Origin of the sequence: Pseudoalteromonas aurantia 208 (genome assembly GCF_014858725.1) — a bacterium.
Taxonomy (GTDB): domain Bacteria; phylum Pseudomonadota; class Gammaproteobacteria; order Enterobacterales; family Alteromonadaceae; genus Pseudoalteromonas; species Pseudoalteromonas aurantia.
Genome location: NZ_AQGV01000012.1, coordinates 2,300,239 through 2,320,900, shown reverse-complemented (window position 1 = coordinate 2,320,900; position 20,662 = coordinate 2,300,239). Strand labels below are relative to the sequence as shown.

Annotated in this window: 13 protein-coding genes; 6 read left to right on the top strand and 7 right to left on the bottom strand. The window is 41.0% G+C overall.

Features of this window, described 5'->3' with window-relative positions:
* Nucleotides 1-99: 99 nt before the first annotated feature.
* From PAUR_RS13960 to PAUR_RS13950, 3 genes are all read left to right on the top strand, one after another.
* Nucleotides 100-2,961, top strand: a complete 2,862-nt coding sequence (locus tag PAUR_RS13960; protein WP_192508291.1) for a TonB-dependent receptor — start codon at nt 100-102, stop codon at nt 2,959-2,961.
* 495 nt (nt 2,962-3,456) lie between these two features.
* Nucleotides 3,457-6,270 (top strand): TonB-dependent receptor, encoded by a 2,814-nt coding sequence (locus PAUR_RS13955; RefSeq protein ID WP_192508290.1) that lies wholly within the window; start codon nt 3,457-3,459, stop codon nt 6,268-6,270.
* A gap of 237 nt (nt 6,271-6,507) precedes the next feature.
* The gene (locus PAUR_RS13950; RefSeq protein ID WP_192508289.1) at nt 6,508-6,750 is read left to right on the top strand and encodes a hypothetical protein; all 243 of its coding nucleotides are present in this window, start codon (nt 6,508-6,510) and stop codon (nt 6,748-6,750) included.
* A gap of 33 nt (nt 6,751-6,783) precedes the next feature.
* Here PAUR_RS13950 and PAUR_RS13945 read toward each other — a convergent pair whose 3' ends face one another.
* The gene (locus PAUR_RS13945) at nt 6,784-9,114 is read right to left on the bottom strand and encodes a DEAD/DEAH box helicase (protein WP_192508288.1); all 2,331 of its coding nucleotides are present in this window, start codon (nt 9,112-9,114) and stop codon (nt 6,784-6,786) included.
* 114 nt (nt 9,115-9,228) lie between these two features.
* On the opposite strand from PAUR_RS13945, the gene PAUR_RS13940 reads away from it, so the two are divergent.
* Both PAUR_RS13940 and PAUR_RS13935 read left to right on the top strand, forming a co-directional pair.
* Nucleotides 9,229-10,053 (top strand): M90 family metallopeptidase, encoded by an 825-nt coding sequence (locus tag PAUR_RS13940; protein ID WP_192508582.1) that lies wholly within the window; start codon nt 9,229-9,231, stop codon nt 10,051-10,053.
* Nucleotides 10,054-10,148: 95 nt separating this feature from the next.
* On the top strand, nt 10,149-13,319 hold the full coding sequence (locus tag PAUR_RS13935; RefSeq protein WP_192508287.1) for an amidohydrolase family protein: 3,171 nt from the start codon (nt 10,149-10,151) through the stop codon (nt 13,317-13,319).
* A 74-nt stretch (nt 13,320-13,393) separates the two neighbouring features.
* On the opposite strand, the gene PAUR_RS13930 is transcribed toward PAUR_RS13935, so the two are convergent.
* From PAUR_RS13930 to pspF, 6 genes are read right to left on the bottom strand one after another with little or no spacing between them, the layout of a single operon-like run.
* Entirely contained in the window at nt 13,394-14,155 is a 762-nt protein-coding gene (locus tag PAUR_RS13930; RefSeq protein ID WP_192508286.1) for an ATP-binding cassette domain-containing protein, read from the bottom strand.
* On the bottom strand, nt 14,140-15,147 hold the full coding sequence (locus PAUR_RS13925; RefSeq protein WP_192508285.1) for a peptide ABC transporter ATP-binding protein: 1,008 nt from the start codon (nt 15,145-15,147) through the stop codon (nt 14,140-14,142). The genes PAUR_RS13930 and PAUR_RS13925 overlap by 16 nt, the downstream gene beginning before the upstream one ends.
* On the bottom strand, nt 15,147-16,040 hold the full coding sequence (locus PAUR_RS13920; protein ID WP_192508284.1) for an ABC transporter permease subunit: 894 nt from the start codon (nt 16,038-16,040) through the stop codon (nt 15,147-15,149). Before PAUR_RS13920 ends, PAUR_RS13925 begins: the two co-directional genes overlap by 1 nt.
* On the bottom strand, nt 16,027-17,061 hold the full coding sequence (locus tag PAUR_RS13915) for an ABC transporter permease (RefSeq protein ID WP_192508283.1): 1,035 nt from the start codon (nt 17,059-17,061) through the stop codon (nt 16,027-16,029). The genes PAUR_RS13920 and PAUR_RS13915 overlap by 14 nt, the downstream gene beginning before the upstream one ends.
* Nucleotides 17,061-18,668, bottom strand: coding sequence for an ABC transporter substrate-binding protein (locus tag PAUR_RS13910; RefSeq protein ID WP_192508282.1), 1,608 nt, complete (start codon nt 18,666-18,668; stop codon nt 17,061-17,063). Before PAUR_RS13910 ends, PAUR_RS13915 begins: the two co-directional genes overlap by 1 nt.
* Nucleotides 18,669-18,671: 3 nt before the next feature.
* The gene (gene pspF, locus PAUR_RS13905) at nt 18,672-19,754 is read right to left on the bottom strand and encodes a phage shock protein operon transcriptional activator (protein ID WP_192508281.1); all 1,083 of its coding nucleotides are present in this window, start codon (nt 19,752-19,754) and stop codon (nt 18,672-18,674) included.
* 185 nt (nt 19,755-19,939) lie between these two features.
* Between pspF and pspA the strand changes: the two genes are divergently transcribed.
* Complete coding sequence (gene pspA / locus PAUR_RS13900; protein WP_192508280.1) at nt 19,940-20,599, top strand: phage shock protein PspA; 660 nt, start codon at nt 19,940-19,942, stop codon at nt 20,597-20,599.
* Nucleotides 20,600-20,662: the final 63 nt, after the last annotated feature.

Genomic DNA, 20,662 nt, shown 5'->3' with positions numbered 1-20,662 from the left:
GTTTAATATTCATGGTGAATGTTGCTTTTGTGCAATTAAATATAGAGGCTTAAGCCCGAAAAATTACAAGCTACTAACAAGTGGTCCTGGGAGATACAAATGTTAAATCAAAAAGTTTCAAAAGCGGTGCGTTTAGCTATCGCATTTGGCGCTGCGTCAACAGCTGCTTTTTCAGCAAATACGTTTGCTGCGGAAGGTGATGAACAAGTTGAACGTATTGAAGTTACCGGTTCAGCAATCAAACGTACAGATTTAGAAGGTGCGTTACCAATTGATGTTATCAGCGCAGCTGATATTGCAAAAACAGGTGTTACAAGTGTACCTGACCTTATCGCAACGTTACCTTCAATGCAGGGTTTCACTACCGCAGGTGAATCTGTAGGTGGTGGTGGTGGTATTCAAACTGCTTCACTAAGAAACATTGGTGCAGAGTATACGCTAGTACTTTTAAATGGCCGTCGTATGCCTTCTGCTGACTCAGGTGGCACTATCAACCTGAATAACATCCCTTTAGCTGCTGTAAAGCGTGTTGAAATTCTAAAAGATGGCGCATCAGCACTATACGGTTCAGATGCAATCGCGGGTGTTGTTAACTTCATTCTTAAAGATGACGTACAAGATACGACAGTAAGTGCGCGTTTTGATAAGCCTAAAGACACATCAAGCTCAAGCATTTCATTAACAACGGGTTTTGGTGATCTAAGCTCAGATGGTTTCAATATCTTGGCGTCAGTAAGCTATGAAGAGCAAGATAACCTTCAATCAATTGACCGTGATTTTGCTAAAACAGGTTTCATCAACTTTGAACATGGTGGCCAGAATTACCTAGCAGCCGCAGGTTCTGTAAATGCAATCCCTGGTAATGCTTATGTAACTTATAACACGCGTGATGCAGATGGTAACTTTGTTTATCAAAAGGATGCTGATACGGGTGAGTTCCTTCTTGATGCAGACGGCAACAAGAAAAACGTTACAGCGACGCATTCTTTCAACCCGTATGCAACTAAAAATGGTGGCACATGTCATGAAACAAGTGCGCCATCTGGTACTGCTTGTCAGTTTGACTACACAAGTACGTTACAAATTCAGCCAGAGACTGAGCGTACTAGCTTCTTCTTAAGTGGTGTTGCAGAAATTAACGACACAACGGAAGCTTACTCTTCATTGTCATACACTGATTTCTCATTGACATCGCGTATTGCACCATACCCTACAGGTACATTTACACTACCGACAGATTCAAGTGTTGTACAAGCAAATGTAATTCCTCACCTTCCAGCTAATGTATTAGCTGACATGACACGTGTTGCAGCGCGCTGGCGTACACTGCCAGGTGGCAACCGTACAGATGAAAGAAATACGAAAACAAGTCATTTTGTTGCAGGTTTACGTGGTGAGATCAACGAATGGTCATACGATGTTGCTGTAACTGCAGGTGATTCTAAGCAAGAAAACACACGTCTTACAGGTTACCCGTTAACTGAACCTTTCATGGCGCTTGTAACTTCAGGTGCAGTTGATATCTTTGATGCGCCAGAGAACCTATCTGATGAACAGCGCAAAATGGTAGCAGATACAATGTTCAGTGGCCTTTGGGAGACAACTGATACATCAATGCTAGCGGTTGAAGGTAAGCTATCAGGTGCAATTGCAGACCTAGATGCAGGTACTGTTTATTTAGGTGTTGGTTTTGATTACCGTCAATCAGAGTACTCTCTAACGAATGGTAAAGGACAAAACGACGAGATCGTATTGTTTGAGTCAGCGGGTACTGAATTTGATTTAGACCGTGATGGTTACGGTGCATTTGCTGAGATTATTGTTCCAGTACTTGAGAACTTAGAAGTAACAGGTTCACTCCGTTACGACAACATTGGTGGTGTAACTGACTCACTACGTACTGGTAACACAAGCGTAAGTGATGACGTAAATGATACGACGTATAAGATCAGTGCATCTTACCGTCCTACAGATGAGTTACTACTTCGTGCATCATACGGTACAGGCTTCAAAGCACCAACAATGCGTCAAATTGGTGCACCTCGTCTAGAGTTTGGTGTAACAGCAACAGCGTATGACTGTAATGCACTTCTAGGTGCAACAAATCACCCACTTAAGCAGTTCTGTAACCCTGAGAAAATTCAGTATGACGTATACCGTGAAGGTAATGCGAACCTTTCTCCAGAAGAGTCAGAGCAATACTCAGTAGGTTTTGTATGGGCTGGTGATTCAGGCACAAGTTTCGGTGTTGATTACTGGAATATTGAAATGACAAACCAAGTTCGTCGTTTAGAACCAAACCAAATCTGGTTTGATTCTGCAACGTACGCAGATAAGTTTGTAACTAAGATTGATAATGGTACCGGTGATACTGTACTTGCCATTATTCGTTCAGCACAAAACGTTGGTAAATCAAATACATCAGGTATTGATTGGCATTTCGACCTAACAAATGAGTTATCATTTGGTACATTGAAAACGTCTATCCAAGGTACTTACCTAATTGAAGATGAGAGCCTAAAAGTTGGTACAACTGATGAGTGGGATACTAGCCTTGGCCAAGTAGGTCCAGATGAGCAAGTTGCTTTCCGTAATATCATTAGTGTTAACAATACTTTGACGCATGGCGACTTTACACACAGCTTGAACATTCGTTCACGCAGCGGGTATAGAGATGCGGCTGTAGGTGTTGCATTCCGAGTTTCAGAAGCAGATGACGTAACAAAAACTGTTGACGGCAACCTTATCCAGAAGCAAGTACCAGTATATACATTGTTTGACTACCGTTTAGGTTATGCTTATGGTGACAATGCAAACTTTACATTTGGTATTAAGAACTTATTTGATAAAGAGCCACCTTTAACATTCAATGGTTCAGCTGGTCACCAAGTAGGTTACGATCCACGTTATGCTGATGCATATGGACGTACTTTCTATGTTCAAGCTGATTACACGTTCTAATCATTCGTTAATTATTTAATTAGCTATTTGTATAAAAGCCTCACGAAAGTGAGGCTTTTTTTATGCCTGTTTACTGAAATTCAATTTTACAACTTATTTTTTTACATGTTTTTTGTCGATAATTTAAATTATTGAAATTTATTTCAAATCCCGAATTTTGCATTTTTAAGTTTTTACTTAACTACTTGTTATCTTTTTTTTATCTGTGTGATTTTATTTAAGTTCCTGTTTTTAATGCCCACGTTCCTTTTTTAATCTGCTTTCTGCTGTTTTTTAATTTACGTTATTATCCCGATATTTGGGATTGTTGGCTTGTGCGTGGTATAACTCAAAGCTAATTAAGTGTTGACCTACGCTTTTTTCAAGGATTAGTATGTCACGCAGTTGTGAAATCGGTACTTTTGAATTGAAATTGAATCGAAATTTTCAACATACAAATAAAAATTATATAGATCAGTAGTTTACATATTTGCTGATCCCAGGGAGAAATAACACATGTTAAACAACAAAGTTTCAAAAGCTGTTCGCTTAGCGTTCGCATTTGGTGCAGCTTCAACAGTTGCCTTTTCAGCAAATACATTTGCTGCAGAAGAAGATAAAGTTGAACGTATAGAAGTAACAGGTTCTAGTATTAAAGGTACAGACCTTGCTGGCGCACTTCCAATTGATGTGATCAGTGCTGAAGATATCAAAAATACTGGTGTAACAAGCGTTCCAGATTTGGTTGCTCAGATTCCTTCAATGCAAGGATTTACAACACCTGTTTCTTCTGTTGGTGGTGGTGGTGCAGGTATTGCAACAGCTTCATTACGTGGTCTTGGTGATCAATATACACTAGTACTTTTAAATGGCCGTCGTCTTGCGCCATCAGGTTCTGGTAGCTCAGTTAACCTTAACAACATCCCGCTAGCAGCGGTTGAGCGTGTTGAAGTACTAACAGATGGTGCTTCTGCACTTTACGGTTCTGATGCAATTGCTGGTGTAATTAACTTCATCCTTAAATCAGAGCAAGATGGCACTACAGTTGCTTTTCGTACTGACCAACCTAAAGATGGTGCAGAGTCGTACAACCTAAGTGTAACAACAGGTTACGGTGATTTTGACAGAGATGGTTTCAGTATTGTTGCATCTTTAAGCCACGATACAACGGATTCATTACGTTCTGCTGACCGTGAGTTTGCTAAAACAGGTTTCTTAGAATTTGAACACAATGGTAACCAATATTACGATATCAATGGTTCTTCAAACTCAATTCCAGGTAATGCTTTCTTAACATTTGAAGATGGTACTACTACAGCATTTACACCATTTGCACGCGCAAACAATGGTTGTGATGTGAATACTGCCTTTGCACCTGGCGATACATTTTGTTCGTTCGACTTTACAAGTCAGTTAGAAATTTTCCCAGAAAATGAACGTACAGCACTAATGCTTCAAACAGATATTGCAGTAACTGATGATATCAAAGCATTTGGTACGTTTAACTACACAGACTTCTCATTGACAAGTCGTGTTGCTCCAATGCCTACTGGTAACATCCGTATTGCTTTAGATAGTGTTTTATTCGAAAGACACATTGTACCTAATCTTACAGCTGAACAGGCTGCTAATGTTACTGAATTCCGTGGCAGATGGCGTGGTCTTCCTGGCGGTAACCGTACAGACGAAAATAACACTAAATCTTTCAACGCCATTGTTGGTTTTGAAGGCGTAATGTTTGACGATATTGATTTCAATACAGCCGTTGTTTACTCGAAATCTGAGCGTTCAGATACACGTTTAAATGGTTACTATAACGAAAAGTTTGCTGACTTTGTTGGCGCTGGTCGTATTGATATCTTCAAGTCATACGAAGATTTCATGCAAGATTCTGACAGCCTAGCTGCGTTAGAAGAAGCTCAGTACCGTGAAAAAGATGATGATACAACAACAGAGTCTTTATCATTTGACTTCCGCGCATCTCAGGCTGTATTTGAACTACCTGCAGGTGATGTATATGCAGGTTACGGTGTTGATTACCGTACAAACACATATAAATCAATCCGTAGTGCTGCGAATGTGTCAGACAGACGTTTTGGTGACGGCGGCGGTGATTTCGATTATGAGTTAGAAAGATCAACTTATGGTGCGTTTGTTGAGTTCCAAATCCCAGCAACTGATGACTTAAGCTTCAATGTTGCTGCTCGTTATGACTCAATTGGTGCAGTATCAGATAAGCTTTCAGGTGCTGGCGATGTTAACACTGAAGAGAATGACACAACTTACAAAGTAAGTTTCCGTTACCAAGCAACTGATGATCTTGTTGTTCGTGGTTCTGTAGGAACAGGTTTCCGTGCTGCGACATTGATTCAGATTGCTGAGCCTCTATCATCATTTGGTGTAACAAGTAATAACTACACCTGTCCATTGCCTAGCTCTGATTCACGTGCAGCATTCTGTCCTCCAGGTTCACTGCAGTATCAACGCTTTAACTTAGGTAGTAGTTCACTATCTCCTGAGACATCTGATCAAAGCTCAATTGGTTTTGTATACTCTCCATCTACAGACTTCTCATTTGAGGTAGATTACTGGTCAGTAGAGATTACAGATCAAGTACAACGTCCAGACCAAGATTATATGTTTGCTAACCCAGGATTGTTTGACGAGCGCTTTATTGTTGCTGCAGACCGTTCAGATGCGACAAACCAATTACTGAGTGTTGTAACTGCGCCAATTAACATTGGTAAAAACAAGACATCAGGTTATGACTGGAAGTTTGTAGTTAACAATGATCTGTCATTCGGTGAGTTAAAGACTATGGTTCAAGGTACTTACATAGACCAGTCTGAATATACTCTTGCAGGTGTATTCCCATACGAGTGGACAAGCAGCTTAGGTCGTTATGGTACTGACCAAGATGTTGTTTTCAGAAACATCATCAATGTAACAAACTCACTAACTCATGGTGACTTTGGCCATACTCTACGCTTCAAGTATAAGTCAGGCTGGAAAGATGCTCCTGCTAACGTAGGTACGGGTACTATTGCTAACCCTGGTATCGAGACATTCTACGATAGCACGGGTACTGAACAAACTCGTTTTGCAACGACGTCAGTTCAGTTTAGAATCCCTTCTCACATGACTGTTGACTATAAAGTTGAGTATAAAGGTGTTGAGAACATGAACATTGCTGTTGGTGTGAACAACTTACTAGACAAAGCTCCACCAATGTCACTGGCAGATCCTGAAGGTCACTTAGTTGGCTATGAAGGTCGTTACTATGATCAGTTCCTTCGTACTTATTATGTAAGTGTAGATTACACATTCTAATAATAAATACGTAAGAAAAAGCCACTCTTTGAGTGGCTTTTTTATTTTATAAACCGCTCTAAACCCCAACCTTTATATTTATAACGTTTTATATTAATAACCTCTCAATTTCGTTATTTATAATGACTCATTTTATTGATTTGCTTTTTGGTGTTTGCTAGTGTGGACGTGAGTGGTAATTAAAAATTACAAAGTGAATTTGCACATATTGATTATAAAAAATAAGGAAATGAAATTATGAGAAACTGTATTCTTCCCTCGCTACTAATCGCTTTGCTAAGTGGTTGTCAAACGAATGACGCACTGGTGGCAAAAAATGATGATGGTTATCGTTGTGAGCAAGTCAAGTCGATAGGCAGTAGTATACCCCAAAAACGCTGCTCAACTAGAGCTGAGAGGGAACTGATAAAAGCTGATTCAAAAGAGTCTTTACGCAACCATCAAAAGGCAGGTGTATTTACTGGAAATACTGATTTTTAAAAAGAACGTTAGCAATGAAAGTTAAGTACTTACTTACCTAACTTGAACTGTCTTACTTGCTTTCTTATAACATATAGAAAATCCGCTCCACGTAGGTAACTCCCAACGTTTAGGTAAGTCTTTCCTTTTCCCAAGCTTATAATGTAATGTTATTCGCTTGGCGTTAAAATGATATTCAACACCCATAACTAAGTCATTCAACTGAACTATAAGTGGGTGTTTTTCAATAAAGGGTGATATTACCCAAGAGTCTATTTCGTGATAGGCTAAGTCTGCTGGTTCAATTAATTCCAAATCTTGCTGTTCATTTACTCCTAGGCTTTCTAGTTTATTGTAAATATATATATCAGGGAGAGGCAAATCTTCAATTATGTTATTGGCTTGGTTATATAGTATATGGTACTTAATGGCATTTTTTATATTTTGTCCGATGGGGGAGAATAAAGTGTCATTTAATATAAGTTCACAACATGCATTAAGCAGAGCGGGTCCTTGCGGTATTAACTTCTTCTCACTAATTTGCACACCAGAATAAGAGTATATTGAATTAACCATGATAATATCATCGATTAACTCTGCATGACTTAAAGTATGTTCCCCTAAATTTAATTTATTGATTAATGTAGTTGAAAAGGGCGCATTGAGTGTGGCGAGAGTCATGGCTTGCTTAGTACCTTTTCCTGCTAATGCGTAAGTATTGAGCACGAGCATAGCGTGACATTGCGCACTGATACGAGAATCTTTTGCTGGTATAACTTCAATAGTACCATTGCCAAATGCACCCCGTCGGTTTTGGCGCTTTATGTAAACTGAGTTCGGTTTAGCGTAAGCGATAGCTTCAACTAAATCACTGTGATTGAAACTTGCTGCATATTTTAGTTCAGGCAAGTCAAATGCACTACGAAGCAACTCGCTAAATTGGATGGCTTCACGCAGTGCATCACACTCAATAATAAGGTCGGTTACTTGGCCTCTTACTACTCCAATCGCCAGTTCTAAGTCACACGCATTTGGGAGCTGCAGATTCAATGATTCAATTAACGTTTGTTGCCTTGGAAGTTGGTAAACCTTAGCAGGAACAGTGAGCAGTGCTGCAATATCAATCATGGCTTGTTTAAGTGAGTTATTTGGCATTGAATTGATAAGGTATGCCAGCTCTATATCGATAGGTAGAGGGTATAACCTCTTACCTAAGTCAGTTGCCTTGCCTTGCAGATCAATAGCACCTATCGAAGTTAATATTGCTACCGATGCCTGTTTTGATTTAAGTGGCAGTGCTTCGATAAACTCTAATGAATCAATACCATGACTAGAACAAGATGCCGCTAATACGAGTTCAGTTAGGTTTTCTCGCAGTATTTCAGGCGGAGTGGATGAAATCAAAGGTGCATACTCCCCGTATAATCGTATACACAGGCCTTGCTGCGTGCGTCCCGCACGTCCTAAACGTTGTTTGGCAGAATCTTTGCTAATTGTATCTAAGGCCAGTACTGTCTTTTCTGCACGAAGATGAGTACGTCGTTCTAGGCCAGAATCAATAACACAGCTTATATTGGGTATGGTCAACGATGTTTCAGCAACATTTGTGGAAAAAATAATCCGTTGCTCGGTTTGCGTTTTTAACGCAAGTTCTTGTTGTTGCTTAGCGCACCCCCCATATAAGCTGACGACGAGCTTATTCAATTTTTTTGCAGCGGCAGCGGCAGCCTGTATTTCGGCTTTACCAGGTAGAAACACTAGAATATCGCCTTGCGTTTGCTTTAATGCATAGCTACATGCATCAACTGTACGTTCGCTAAGTTGGTCTTTTGAGGGCATTTCGTTGCTATTTGAAGTAAAGAAAACTTCTTCTACCGGATACATGATACCGTCACTGTGTAGCAGCTTTGCATCAAGATAGTCGGTTAATTTTTTTGTGTTGAGTGTAGCTGAAGTGATTATCAGGCGATGTTTTTTATGTTGCTTGAGTAAAGCAAGCATCAAATCTATATCCCAACGACGTTCATGGAATTCGTCTAACATAACGACACTAAATTGACTCAGTTTGTCCTCAAAAAACCACCTGAGAGCAACCCCTGGCGTAACAAATACCACGTCTGATTGTTCATTGAAATGTGTTTCAAATCGAATGGCATAGCCTATTTTAGAGCCAAGTGGTTGGCCACTTTTTAGAGCTAAATACTCAGCTAGTGAGGTGCAAGCAATTCTCCTTGGCTCAATGACAAGGACCTTACCGATGTTGCTTGCCCAAATCGGTAGACAAGTTGATTTACCAGATCCAGTTGCTGCACTGACAATCACATCACAGTGTGTAATTGTAGAAAGAAAATCGGTTTTTATCTTATCAATTGGGAGTGTGTGCATCGAGTTCCTGGAGACGTGTCGTCATTTAGAGTGACGCAATTTTATCAAATTCATATTGAAAACACTGCATGTCGTACCAATTTAGTTTTAAAAGGTGAATAAGTAATCAATATGATAATCAATAGTGTGTTATTACTGGCATTGGTGGCGTTTGTTTTGGTTTATTGGCGTTGGGATGAAGTACAAGGCTATGTTTGGAAAAGAAAATATCAACAGCAAAGTTTGTCTGAACAAGATAAAGCAACCTTACTAAAGTATATGTCAATTTATCGCAATATGACCGATAAGGAGCGACATGCTTTGGAGTGTCATATTGTGTGGTTTTTAGGTGAAAAGCGCATCCTTGGTCGCGATGGGCTTAAAATTAATCGCGCAATGGAAGTAATTGTGGCAGCAGATGCATGCTTATTAGTACTTAATAAACCATGGCCATTATATCCCAACGTGAAAGAGGTACTTTTATATCCAAGCAGTTATTATGTGCCACAAACCAGTAAAGATGGCGCAGGGCTAGTAAATTATCATACATCTGTGAGGCAAGGCGAATCTTGGCCTGGAGGTACACTTGTTTTAAGTTGGCATGATGTACTTGAAGGCAATAGATTACCGGGAGATGGACATAATTTGGTTTTCCATGAGTTTGCACATCAGCTCGATCAGCAAACGGGATATACCAATGGCACACCTGAGTTGTCCAAGGGTCAAGATTACAAAGTGTGGGGAAAGGTGTTTCAACGTGCTTATAGTAATTTAAAAAGCCATGTGGCGTATCAGATGCCTCATGTCATACATAGCTATGGTGCCACGAATGAAGCAGAGTTCTTTGCGGTGCTAACCGAAACATTTATCGAAAAGCCCCATGAATTGAGAAGTTATGATCCAGAGCTTTATGGGTTACTGCATCAGTATTATCAATTTAACCCAAGCAACTGGGTTTAGTGAGCGTTAATTTCAGTCATTGATGGCATTTTTCTGGAAATTTACAGGTTATTTTGTTGGTATAGTCACAACAATATAACCAGAGTAAAAAAGTAATGAAGAAGTACTTACTAAGTGCCCTCGCATTGAGTGTATCTATAGCAACAACAGCACAAGAACAAGAAAAATCTGAAAAGTGGCAAGTCGATACACCGCCAGGACAGTTTATTGATGCCAACATATCGGTTGATCAAGGTACTTGGATGAATATCGATGTGAGCCCGGATGGCAAATCCTTGGTATTTGATTTACTTGGCGATATTTATATTATGCCGATGTCTGGGGGCCAAGCTAAACAATTAACCAGTGATATTGGGTGGCAGATGCAACCACGCTTTAGCCCAGATGGACAGTCTATTGCCTTTACCTCAGACCAAGGGGGGGGAGACAATATTTGGGTGATGAATATTGATGGCTCAGAACAAACTGCGGTAACAAATGAAACTTTTCGGTTGTTAAATAGCCCTACTTGGAGTCCTGATGGGGATTTTATTGCAGCTCGTAAACACTTTACAGGGACTCGCTCCTTAGGTGCAGGAGAAGTGTGGCTGTATCACAAAGCTGGTGGCCAAGGTGTGCCGTTAACGACACGTGAAAATGACCAAAAGGATTTGGGGGAGCCTGCGTTTTCACCTGACGGAAGATATGTGTATTTTTCACAAGATGCGACTCCTGGTAAAACGTTTCATTACTCAAAAGATTCAGTTGCTGGTATATATAAAATCAAACGCTTAGATCGAGAAAGTGGAGAGATAGAAGTTATTTTATCCGGTATGGGCGGCGCGATTAGGCCTACGCCATCACCAGATGGAAAACATTTGGCGTATGTTAAACGAGATGACTTTCAATCTAGCTTATATCTCTATAATTTAGAATCAGGGAAAGAAACTAAGCTCTATGGCAATTTAGAGCGAGATATGCAAGAAACTTGGGCTATTCATGGTGTTTACCCGACCATAGCGTGGACTCCTGATAATGAGGGGTTAGTTTTTTGGGCTGGTGGCAAACTTCATGAATTGGATGTAGAGAGTAAAAAGTCTCATGAAATTGCTTTCTCTGTAACCACAACTAAAAAAATTCAAAAAGCATTACGCTTTGCACAGAACATCGATCAAACCGAGTTTGATATTAAAATGCTCCGTAACGTGCAGGTTTCACCCAATGGAGAAACGGCTATTTTCGAAGCGCTAGGACATATTTATAAGCGTGATTTATCTTCAGGGAAAGTGAAACGACTTACTCGTCAAAATGATCATTTTGAACTGTTTCCACAATTCTCTAGAGATGGTAAAAAAATTGTTTATGTGACTTGGGATGACCAAAAGCAAGGTAGTATTCGAGTCGTATCTGCAAGAAATGGCAAAGGGAAAACTATCACGTCACAAAAAGGGAAATACGTCGAGCCAACGTTTAGCCCTGATGGTAAAACAATCGTCTACCGAAAAGTTTCTGGAAGCAGCTTATTGGCCCATGAGTGGTCATTAAAAGCGGGTATTTATCGGGTGTCGAGTAAAGGTGGAGATGCAGAGCTTATTTCAGAAGAAGGTTTTCAACCACAGTTTGGAGCGAATAATAATCGTATTTTCTTAATGAATGAAGCGCCCAAACCACAGTTACTGGCAGTAGACCTTGACTCGAAAAAAGCCAAAGTACTGTATAATTCCAATCATGCGACTGAGTTTAGAGTATCGCCAAATGGGAAGTATTTGGCATTTGCAGAACGGTTCAAAGTGTTTGTTACACCATTTGTAGAAAGTGGTAAGCCAATTACTATTTCACCATCAGATAAACAGTTTCCAGTTGAGCAGCTGTCACAACGTGCCGGTGAAAACATCAGTTGGAGCACCGCGAGTGACACATTATATTGGAGTTTAGGGCCTGAGCTGTACCACGCAAGCTTGGATGGCATGTTTGACATTAATAAAGCTAAAGATGCCGATTTCAAAGTTAAAAGTGGTGTGTCGATAGGATTTAAGCATGACATGGCTGAACCGAGTGGGTTCACTGCATTAGTCGGGGCTACGATTGTTACCATGGAAGGTGATAAAGTGATCCATAATGGCGTAATACTGACAGACGGTAAGCATATCAAAGCCGTGGGGAGCACTGAACAGGTCAAGATCCCTAAAGAAGCAAACATTGTAGATGTATCAGGTCAAACTATTATACCGGGGATTGTTGATGCACACGCCCATACATCACAAGGCAGTAGTGAAATTATCCCAGAGCAAAACTGGCGCAATTTAGCGGGGTTGTCTTTGGGTGTTACAACAATTCATGACCCTTCGAATGATACAACGGAAGTTTTTGCCGCCAGTGAATTACAAAAAGCGGGTAAAATAATTGGGCCTCGGATTTTTTCAACCGGGACGATATTATATGGCGCGAATGTGGCGGGCTATACTTCACATATTGATTCATATGAAGATGCGAAGTTTCATCTAGAACGCTTGCAAAAGGTCGGCGCGTTTTCTGTGAAATCATACAATCAACCGCGTCGCGAGCAACGTCAACAAGTTGTCGAAGCGGGTCGAGAATTAGGTATGATGGTGGTGCCTGAAGGCGGCTCGTTACTGCAACATAACTTAACAATGGTTGTAGATGGCCATACTGGTGTTGAGCATTCAATTCCTGTGGCGAATATTTATGATGATATTGAGCAGTTATGGGCACAAAGTGATGTGGGTTATACGCCGACGTTAGGTGTCGCATATGGGGGTATTTGGGGGGAAAACTACTGGTATGATAAAACGGACGTATGGAATCACCCTAGATTAAGTAAATTCGTACCTAAGAATCAACTGTTGCCACGCTCTATGCGCCGTATGAAGTCACCAGATCATCATTATAATCACTTTAATAATGCACGTGTCGCGAAAGAACTGCAAGATCTTGGCATTTTAGTTAATCTTGGCGCACATGGTCAACGAGAAGGGTTAGCTGCTCATTGGGAGATTTGGATGTTTGCACAAGGTGGAATGTCGTCTTTAGAAGCACTACGAGCAGCCACGCTTGACCCAGCTAAATATGTGGGGTTAGATAAACATATCGGCTCGATAGAAGTCGGAAAACTGGCTGATTTAGTGGTGATCAATGGTGATCCTTTAAACAACATACGAGATACAGACAAAGTGTCTTATACTATGATCAATGGCCGTTTATTCGATGCTGCAACAATGCAAGAAGTTGGGAAAAAGCCCAGAGCGAAGCTATATTTTGAGGAATAATTAAGCCGTTTATTTTGGGCCCTGCATTAATGCGGGGCTTTTTGATGCAACGGTTTTAAGACTATTTGTTGAATTTATACATTCAGTAAACGTTGTGTAACCTTAGATTTAGGTTGGGCAAATATACTGGCTGTGTTTCCATACTCTACAACCTTACCGCGGCTTAGCACCAGTAATTGGTCGCTCATATGTTTCACTAAACTCAAGTGATGTGTAATTAAGATGAAGCTGAGCCCGGACTCTTTTTGCAACTGTAATAACAAATTGACCGTTTGTGCTCTTACTGATGGATCTAATGATGACAAGGCTTCATCTAGTACAACGACTTTTGGGTCTAAAATTAATGCTCGGGCAAGTGCGACACGCTGTAATTGTCCGCCACTGAACATGTGAGGGTAGTATTCATAATGTTCGCTCAGTAGACCAACGCGACTTAAAGTAATTTTGATCTTTTTGTTGCGTTGTAAAGATGTTAAGCCAGTGTTGTATTTCAAGCAATCATCTAACATATCACCGATGGTAATACCGGGGTTCAATGAACGCGTCGGATCCTGAAAGATCATTCTAATATGGCGACACTGGTTTTGTCTTACACCGTCATCTTCAATGGTTTTACCATCGAGTAATATTTGCCCGCAATCAGCATGATCTGCGCCAGCTAATAATTTCGCTAAGGTACTTTTTCCAGAGCCCGTCTCGCCAATGATCGCCAAAGTTTCACCTGGCCCAACCGCAAATGAGATTTCTCTTAAAACCTGAATATGTTTGCGCTTGAAAATACCCGCGCGGCTTCTAAATGACTTACTGAGCGCTTGTACTTTTAAGACTGGTTGCATTTTTGCTTGTCCTTAAAAAGTGGAAAATGGCAAGCGTATGCGTGACCGTGACTTTTATTTTGTAAAGGTGTCACAACACACTGCTTTTGCGCTTGAGGACAACGCGGTCCCAGTCGGCAACCAATAGGCAAATGTTGCAACGGTGGGATTGTGCCTTTGAGTGCATAGAAAGGTTCTTTATGCGCTAATCCTTGGGCATAATCGGGTAGGCTCTTAACCAGAGCTTGTGTGTAAGGGTGCAGTGGTTCATAAAAAACTTTTTGCGTTGGTCCAGCTTCGACCATTTGTCCGCAATACAGCACATGCATGGCATGAGACCAATGGGTGATCTCTTCTAATTCATGAGAGATCATTAATATCGACATATTCTTTAACTGATTCAGGCTTTTTAATAACCGAAATATTTGTGCGCGCGTGGTGCTTTCTAATGCCGTGGTTGGCTCATCAGCAATCAGTAGCTTAGGGTTTCTAGCAATAGCCATGGCTATCATTACTTTTTGGCATACACCTTCTGAAAGCTCGTGGGGGTAGCTGCTAGCGACTTTGACGTGTTCGCGGATCCCGACTTTATGCAGCAGCGCTTTCACTTTTTCTTTGCGCTCTGAATTACGGCTGAAAAATCCTTTTTTAAATGTTTTTTCAGGTAAAGACTCGGCAACTTGTTCAAATATTTTAGCTGTAGGGTCTAAGCTGCGGCTTGGTTCTTGGTAAATCATCGCCATATCTTTGCTGACAATTTTCCGGCGTTTTTCTGCACTTAAGCGCATTAAGTCAACACCCTGCCAATGCATGCGATCTGCGGTGACGGTCCAACGAGAATTGAGTACGCCAACAATCGCTTTGGCAATGAGGCTTTTCCCTGACCCAGACTCGCCCACTAATGCATGTACTTCACCTTCTTTTAGGCTTAAGTTTACTTTATCAACGGCGCGAATAACGCCATCTTCAGTACGAAGCTCGATGGTTAAGTTTCTTATATCCAGTAGTTGCATTAGTCAGCCTTACGCTCTTTTAATACCTGTCTTAATCCATCACCAACTAAGTTTGTGGATAGTACGGCAATGAATAACAGTACACCAGGTAAACCCACAGTCCATGGTGCCAAATAAATTAGGCCTAAATTTTCAGCCAAAATTGCGCCCCATTCAGTGGTTGGAGGCTGAGCGCCTAACTTTAAAAACCCCAAGGCTGCAATATCTAAAATAGCAGTGGATAGTGCCATAGTAAAAATTACGACAATATGTTCGTAAATATTTGGCAGCACGCCACGGACTAATAGTTGCCACCGAGACGCACCGTCAAGTCGAAATGCACTGATGTAATCTTTATTTAATTCATCGACGACGAGGTTTCGGATGGAGTGGACATATTGTGGGAGCAGTGCAAAAATAATTGCCCAAACAGTATTAAGTAAGCCTGGGCCCAAAATAGCGATAATAATTATCGCCAGCAACAGTGATGGAATAGATAATGTAATATCTAATAAATGGTTTAGCACGCTCGAGCGAAATCCGTGGCTTATTCCCGCTAAAGTCCCGAGTAATACTCCAACCAATGTGGTGATGAGGGCTGCGATTATAGACAAACCAAAAGTGAATGTAGCCCCATTCATTAAACGAGATAACACATCTCGGCCTAAATCATCTGTGCCTAAAATAAATCTAACATCCCCTAAGTCATGCCAAGAAGGGGGCAGAAGTAGTGCATCGCTATGTTGTTGATTAATGCCATAAGGCGCGATAAATGGTGCTGTCAGCGCGAGTAAGGTAAGAGCAATAAACACCCATAGAGCGACCAATGCAGGGTGGTTGCTTTTAAATTTTCGCCATAATCTGGACAGCGGTGAACGGTTTGATTCTTCGCTAAAAAGGCTAAACTTTGCCATATGCTTGATTCCGTGACAAAGGGTCAAAAAGAGTATGACTAAATTCAGCGAGCATATTTGCTAAAATAACGAACATAGACACAGCTAAAAGGCCGCCTTGAATAGCTGGATAGTCGCGTTGGTATATACTATCAATCAGCCAACGTCCGATCCCAGGCCAAGAAAAAATGACTTCAGTGACCATAGCTAAGGTGATCAATGTACTAAATTGTAGTCCGATTTGTTTGATAACGGGAAGTAGTGCGTTTCTAAGCGCATGATGTAAAATGAGTTGACGTCGATTGAGCCCTTTTGCACGGGCTGTTTTTATATAGTTTTGTTCTAATACTTGCAACATTGAATCGCGCGTAAAGCGCACGAGTACGGTGGTAGGGTACATTGCTAACACAATGGTGGGCAGCGCGAGGTGCCTTAATGCATCAAAAAAGGCGAGTCCATGATAGGGGAAGCCTTGAATGATAATATCCACCAGGATGAAGTTGCTAACGGGCTGTATTTCATATAATAAGCCGATTCTGCCTGACATGGGAAATAGCCCTAATCCAAGACAAAAAACCATGATCAACAATAACGCAAGCCAGAATATGGGAATGGAAAAGCCCATCAAAGTGAGAGAGTTTATAACGCGGTCAGGCCACCTTCGATGGTATGCTGAAGCGATTATTCCAGCGGGAATACCGAGTAATACTGCGACACATAAAGCGTAGACACACAGCTCTAACGTTGCTGGAAAAAGTCGCGTAACATGCTCAAATACATTTAACCCTGATGACAGTGATATACCCCAATCTCCCGTTGCAATGCGTGCTAAAAATGCCCCATATTGCACCAACAGACTTTCATCAATGCGATACTTTTCGACCAGAGCCTGTGTCTGGGTGTAATTGGTATTTACTTGACCACTAAAGTTAGTCAGTACATCGCCTGGAAACAAATAATTAAGAGAAAAGGTAAAAATTGTCAAAGTGACAACCATAAACAGCAGCAAGCTTAGTCTTCGTAATAGATATTCAATTAACATTATTTACGCCTTACTCGACCAAGTGAAATACCACCAAAGGGTCTAAGAGTAACGCCCGTTATGTCATTGCTAGTGGCTTGAAATCGAACGCCATGTGCAATGGGGATCAATGGAAGTTGTTCTATCAGCATTTGTTGCGCTTTATGGTAGAAAGTTTTGCGTAACTTAATATCAGTTGTGTCTAAAGCTTGTGTTAGGAGTAAATCAAACTCTGGGTGACACCAATTAGCAGGGTTTTTTCCACTAAAAGTAGCGGTGCAACTTAACAGTGGACTAAAGAAGTTATCGGGGTCGGGAGTGTCAGCCGCCCAGCCGAGCAGGACACTGTCATGCTCATGATTGCCAATACGTTCAATAAAGGTATTCCATTCATATTCAACGATCTTTGCCGAAATACTAATATTCTTTAGGTCACTCTGTATTAGCTCGGCCATTTTTCGTGCGTTCGGATTGTAAATTCGTGAGACTGGCATGGCCCACAGCGTCATATCGAAGCCATTTTCATAACCTGCTTCTTTGAGGTACTTTCTTGCCAATGTGGGATTGTACTGGGGCATATTTTCTTGTGCTTTAAAAGCCCATGAAGAGGGCGGCAAGTGGGAACGAGCTAAAATACCGTTACCATAAAAAACTGCTTGCATTATTTTATCGAAATCAACTGAGTGCGCGAGTGCTTTACGCACGAGTAAGTTATCAAACGGAGGTCGCTCAGTATTAAATGCCCAATAGCCAATATTAAGATTGGCCGCTTTATCAACCCGGATGTCTTCTCTGGCATTGAGCACACTTAATTGTGTTGCACTTGGGTGGGCGGTAATATCACACTCTTTGGTCAACATTTTTGCAATGCGGCTGGTACCATTGGTGGTGATATCAAACACAAGTTGTTGCATGGGTACACTGTGTTTCCAATATTTTTCATTACGGTGATAACGCACCAGGTTATCGCGCAAAAAGTTTTTATATTTATATGGACCTGTCCCGATGGGAAAATGGTCGAAAGCGGGTTTATTTTCTTGAGCGATAAGCTGCTGAGCATACTCTTGCGATAAAATAACGGCAAAATCGGTAGCAATATTAGATAGAAAGCTACTTTCCGCGTTAAATAACTCAAATCTTACAGTATGCTCGTCTACTTTGATGACTTGGCGTATTAGTTGATCGGTTCCTACGCTTTGAAAGTAAGGGTATTCAGCGTCTCCGACGAAATGGTACGGGTTATACACATCAAATAGACGGCTAAAAGAAAATACCACGTCATCTGCGGTTAAAGGTCTTGAAGGTTGGAAGTAATCAGTACTATGAAATTCAACGCCTTGGCGTAATTTAAAGGTAATGGCTTTACCTTCATCACTGACTACCCAACTGGTGGCTAATTCAGGTTGAAATTCGGCCGTTTCAGGATCAATACTGATCAGGGTGTCGTACAACTGGCTTGCAATCAGGTCAATAGTCGAGCCTGTTGTTGTGACCTGAGGATTAAAAGACACAGGGTTGGCTTCAGCGCAATAAACTAGGCCCTGAGATTTTTCGTTTGTTAACTGTGGGCTCGCATCAACACAGCCAAGTAAATAGATACATATCGCACCTAGTACTATATTCCGCACGCCTTACGCCTCTTGTTTTTGACCTGACTCTAACAGGTTGTATTTTTTCAAATAACCACGTAGTTGATGATACGTTAATCCGAGCATTTGTGCAGTTTTCTTTTGATTAAATTGACTGTGTTCTAGCGCTTGTTGTAATAATTCAATTTCAAACTCATTCGACAGCTCTTTTAGATCACATGGGAATGCTACATTTTGCTTGGGTGCCATATTTGTAAGGGGAGACGTAGTAGGTTCTTTTATTGCAGCGTGCTCGGCAATAGGCGCACTAATAGTAGGAGCTTTCACACGTTGTGTTGGTCTAAAAGGGCTTTCAAACGGGTTGAGGATAATTTCGTGTACTGGCAGTTGTTCGCTGCCATGCCTATATAGGCTACGTTCAACCGTATTTTTGAGCTCTCGGATATTGCCGGGCCAGTCATAGCTCATTAGCGCATCAGTTGCTTTGCGAGTAAAGCCACTAAATAATGACCAGTTTAAGTCTCTAGCCATATTGATGGCAAACTGCTCGGCCAAGAGCATGATATCTTCTTGGCGTGCGCGTAACGGAGGTAAAGTGATCACGTCAAATGCTAAGCGGTCGAGTAGATCATGCCTAAATTCGCCATTGTCAGCGAGTGAAGGTAAGTCTTCATTGGTTGCACAGACCAAGCGTGTATCGACTTTGACTGTACTTTTGCCGCCGACACGCTCAAATTCGCCGTATTCAATGACACGTAGGAGTTTCTCTTGCACCATTGCGGATGTATTGGCGAGTTCATCAAGAAAAAGAGTGCCACCGTTTGCTCGTTCAAACCGCCCTTCATGACGCTTGCTTGCGCCAGTAAACGCGCCACTTTCGTGGCCGAATAGTTCACTCTCTAATAAATTTTCATTTAACGCTGCGCAATTTAGCTTAACGTAATTTTGCTCCCACCTTTCAGAAAGGAAGTGTAGCCGAGCGGCGATGAGCTCTTTACCTGTGCCTCGCTCACCAATAATTAACACCGGCTTCTCTAGAGGGGCCAGTTGTGACACCTTATCTAACACAGTTAAAAAGCTGTCTGATTGACCGAGTAAATTGTCTTGTTGGCGAAATTGGCTCATATTGGCTAACTCTTAGTTATTTTTGCTAAGTGTTAGTGTATTTGATAATTACTGCGAACTAAAGTTTTTTCTGATATGATTTAATTTATTGATATTTATAAGCTTTTATTTTTAAAAAAGTTGGCAAGTTAATTGATACTAGTAATGTAAGCAACTTAAATTTAGAAACTAAAGAGGTAAAGATTATGGGAATTTTCTCACGTTTTGCAGATATCGTTAACTCTAATATCAATGCTATTTTAGATAAAGCTGAAGACCCTGAAAAAATGGTTCGTCTTATTATCCAAGAAATGGAAGATACGTTGGTTGAAGTGCGTTCAACTTCAGCTAAAACGTTAGCAGAGAAGAAAGAATTAACACGTCGTGTTGGGCAGTTAAATGAAGAAGTTGAACAGTGGCAAAGTAAAGCTGAATTGGCGCTCACTAAGGGTAGAGAAGATTTAGCTCGCTCAGCTTTACTGGAAAAGCAGAAGTCTGCTGATGCGGCTGCAAGTGTTCAAAATGAGTTAGAGCACGTTGAGTCACATATAGAGAAACTGCAACAAGAAGTGGCGACGTTACAAGATAAACTGGCTGATGCTAAAACACGTCAAAAAGCCATTGTACTTCGTCAACGCTCAGCTGAGTCTCGTTTAGAAGTGAAAAAAGCGCTAGATAGTTCGAAAGTAGAAGATGCTTTAAATCGTTTCGAGCGTTACGAGTCTAAAATTGATGGTCTAGAGTCACAAGTTGAGTCGTATGACTTAGGGAAAAAGAACCTGGCTGACGAGATTGCTGATTTGCAAAAAAACGAACAAGTTGATGATGAGTTAGCTGAACTTAAGAAAAAACTTGCTGGTAAATAATTGAAATAAAACGCATCGACTGACCAAGCTGTCGGTGCGAATAACATAGAACAAATAAGTCGC

Coding starts and splice junctions, on each gene's coding strand:
- pspA (WP_192508280.1), top strand. CDS start 19,940: ATGGGAATTTTCTCACGTTTTGCAGATATCGTTAACTCTAATATCAAT.
- PAUR_RS13960 (WP_192508291.1), top strand. CDS start 100: ATGTTAAATCAAAAAGTTTCAAAAGCGGTGCGTTTAGCTATCGCATTT.
- PAUR_RS13955 (WP_192508290.1), top strand. CDS start 3,457: ATGTTAAACAACAAAGTTTCAAAAGCTGTTCGCTTAGCGTTCGCATTT.
- PAUR_RS13925 (WP_192508285.1), bottom strand. CDS start 15,147: ATGCAACTACTGGATATAAGAAACTTAACCATCGAGCTTCGTACTGAA.
- PAUR_RS13920 (WP_192508284.1), bottom strand. CDS start 16,040: ATGGCAAAGTTTAGCCTTTTTAGCGAAGAATCAAACCGTTCACCGCTG.
- PAUR_RS13930 (WP_192508286.1), bottom strand. CDS start 14,155: ATGCAACCAGTCTTAAAAGTACAAGCGCTCAGTAAGTCATTTAGAAGC.
- PAUR_RS13945 (WP_192508288.1), bottom strand. CDS start 9,114: ATGCACACACTCCCAATTGATAAGATAAAAACCGATTTTCTTTCTACA.
- pspF (WP_192508281.1), bottom strand. CDS start 19,754: ATGAGCCAATTTCGCCAACAAGACAATTTACTCGGTCAATCAGACAGC.
- PAUR_RS13935 (WP_192508287.1), top strand. CDS start 10,149: ATGAAGAAGTACTTACTAAGTGCCCTCGCATTGAGTGTATCTATAGCA.
- PAUR_RS13915 (WP_192508283.1), bottom strand. CDS start 17,061: ATGTTAATTGAATATCTATTACGAAGACTAAGCTTGCTGCTGTTTATG.
- PAUR_RS13950 (WP_192508289.1), top strand. CDS start 6,508: ATGAGAAACTGTATTCTTCCCTCGCTACTAATCGCTTTGCTAAGTGGT.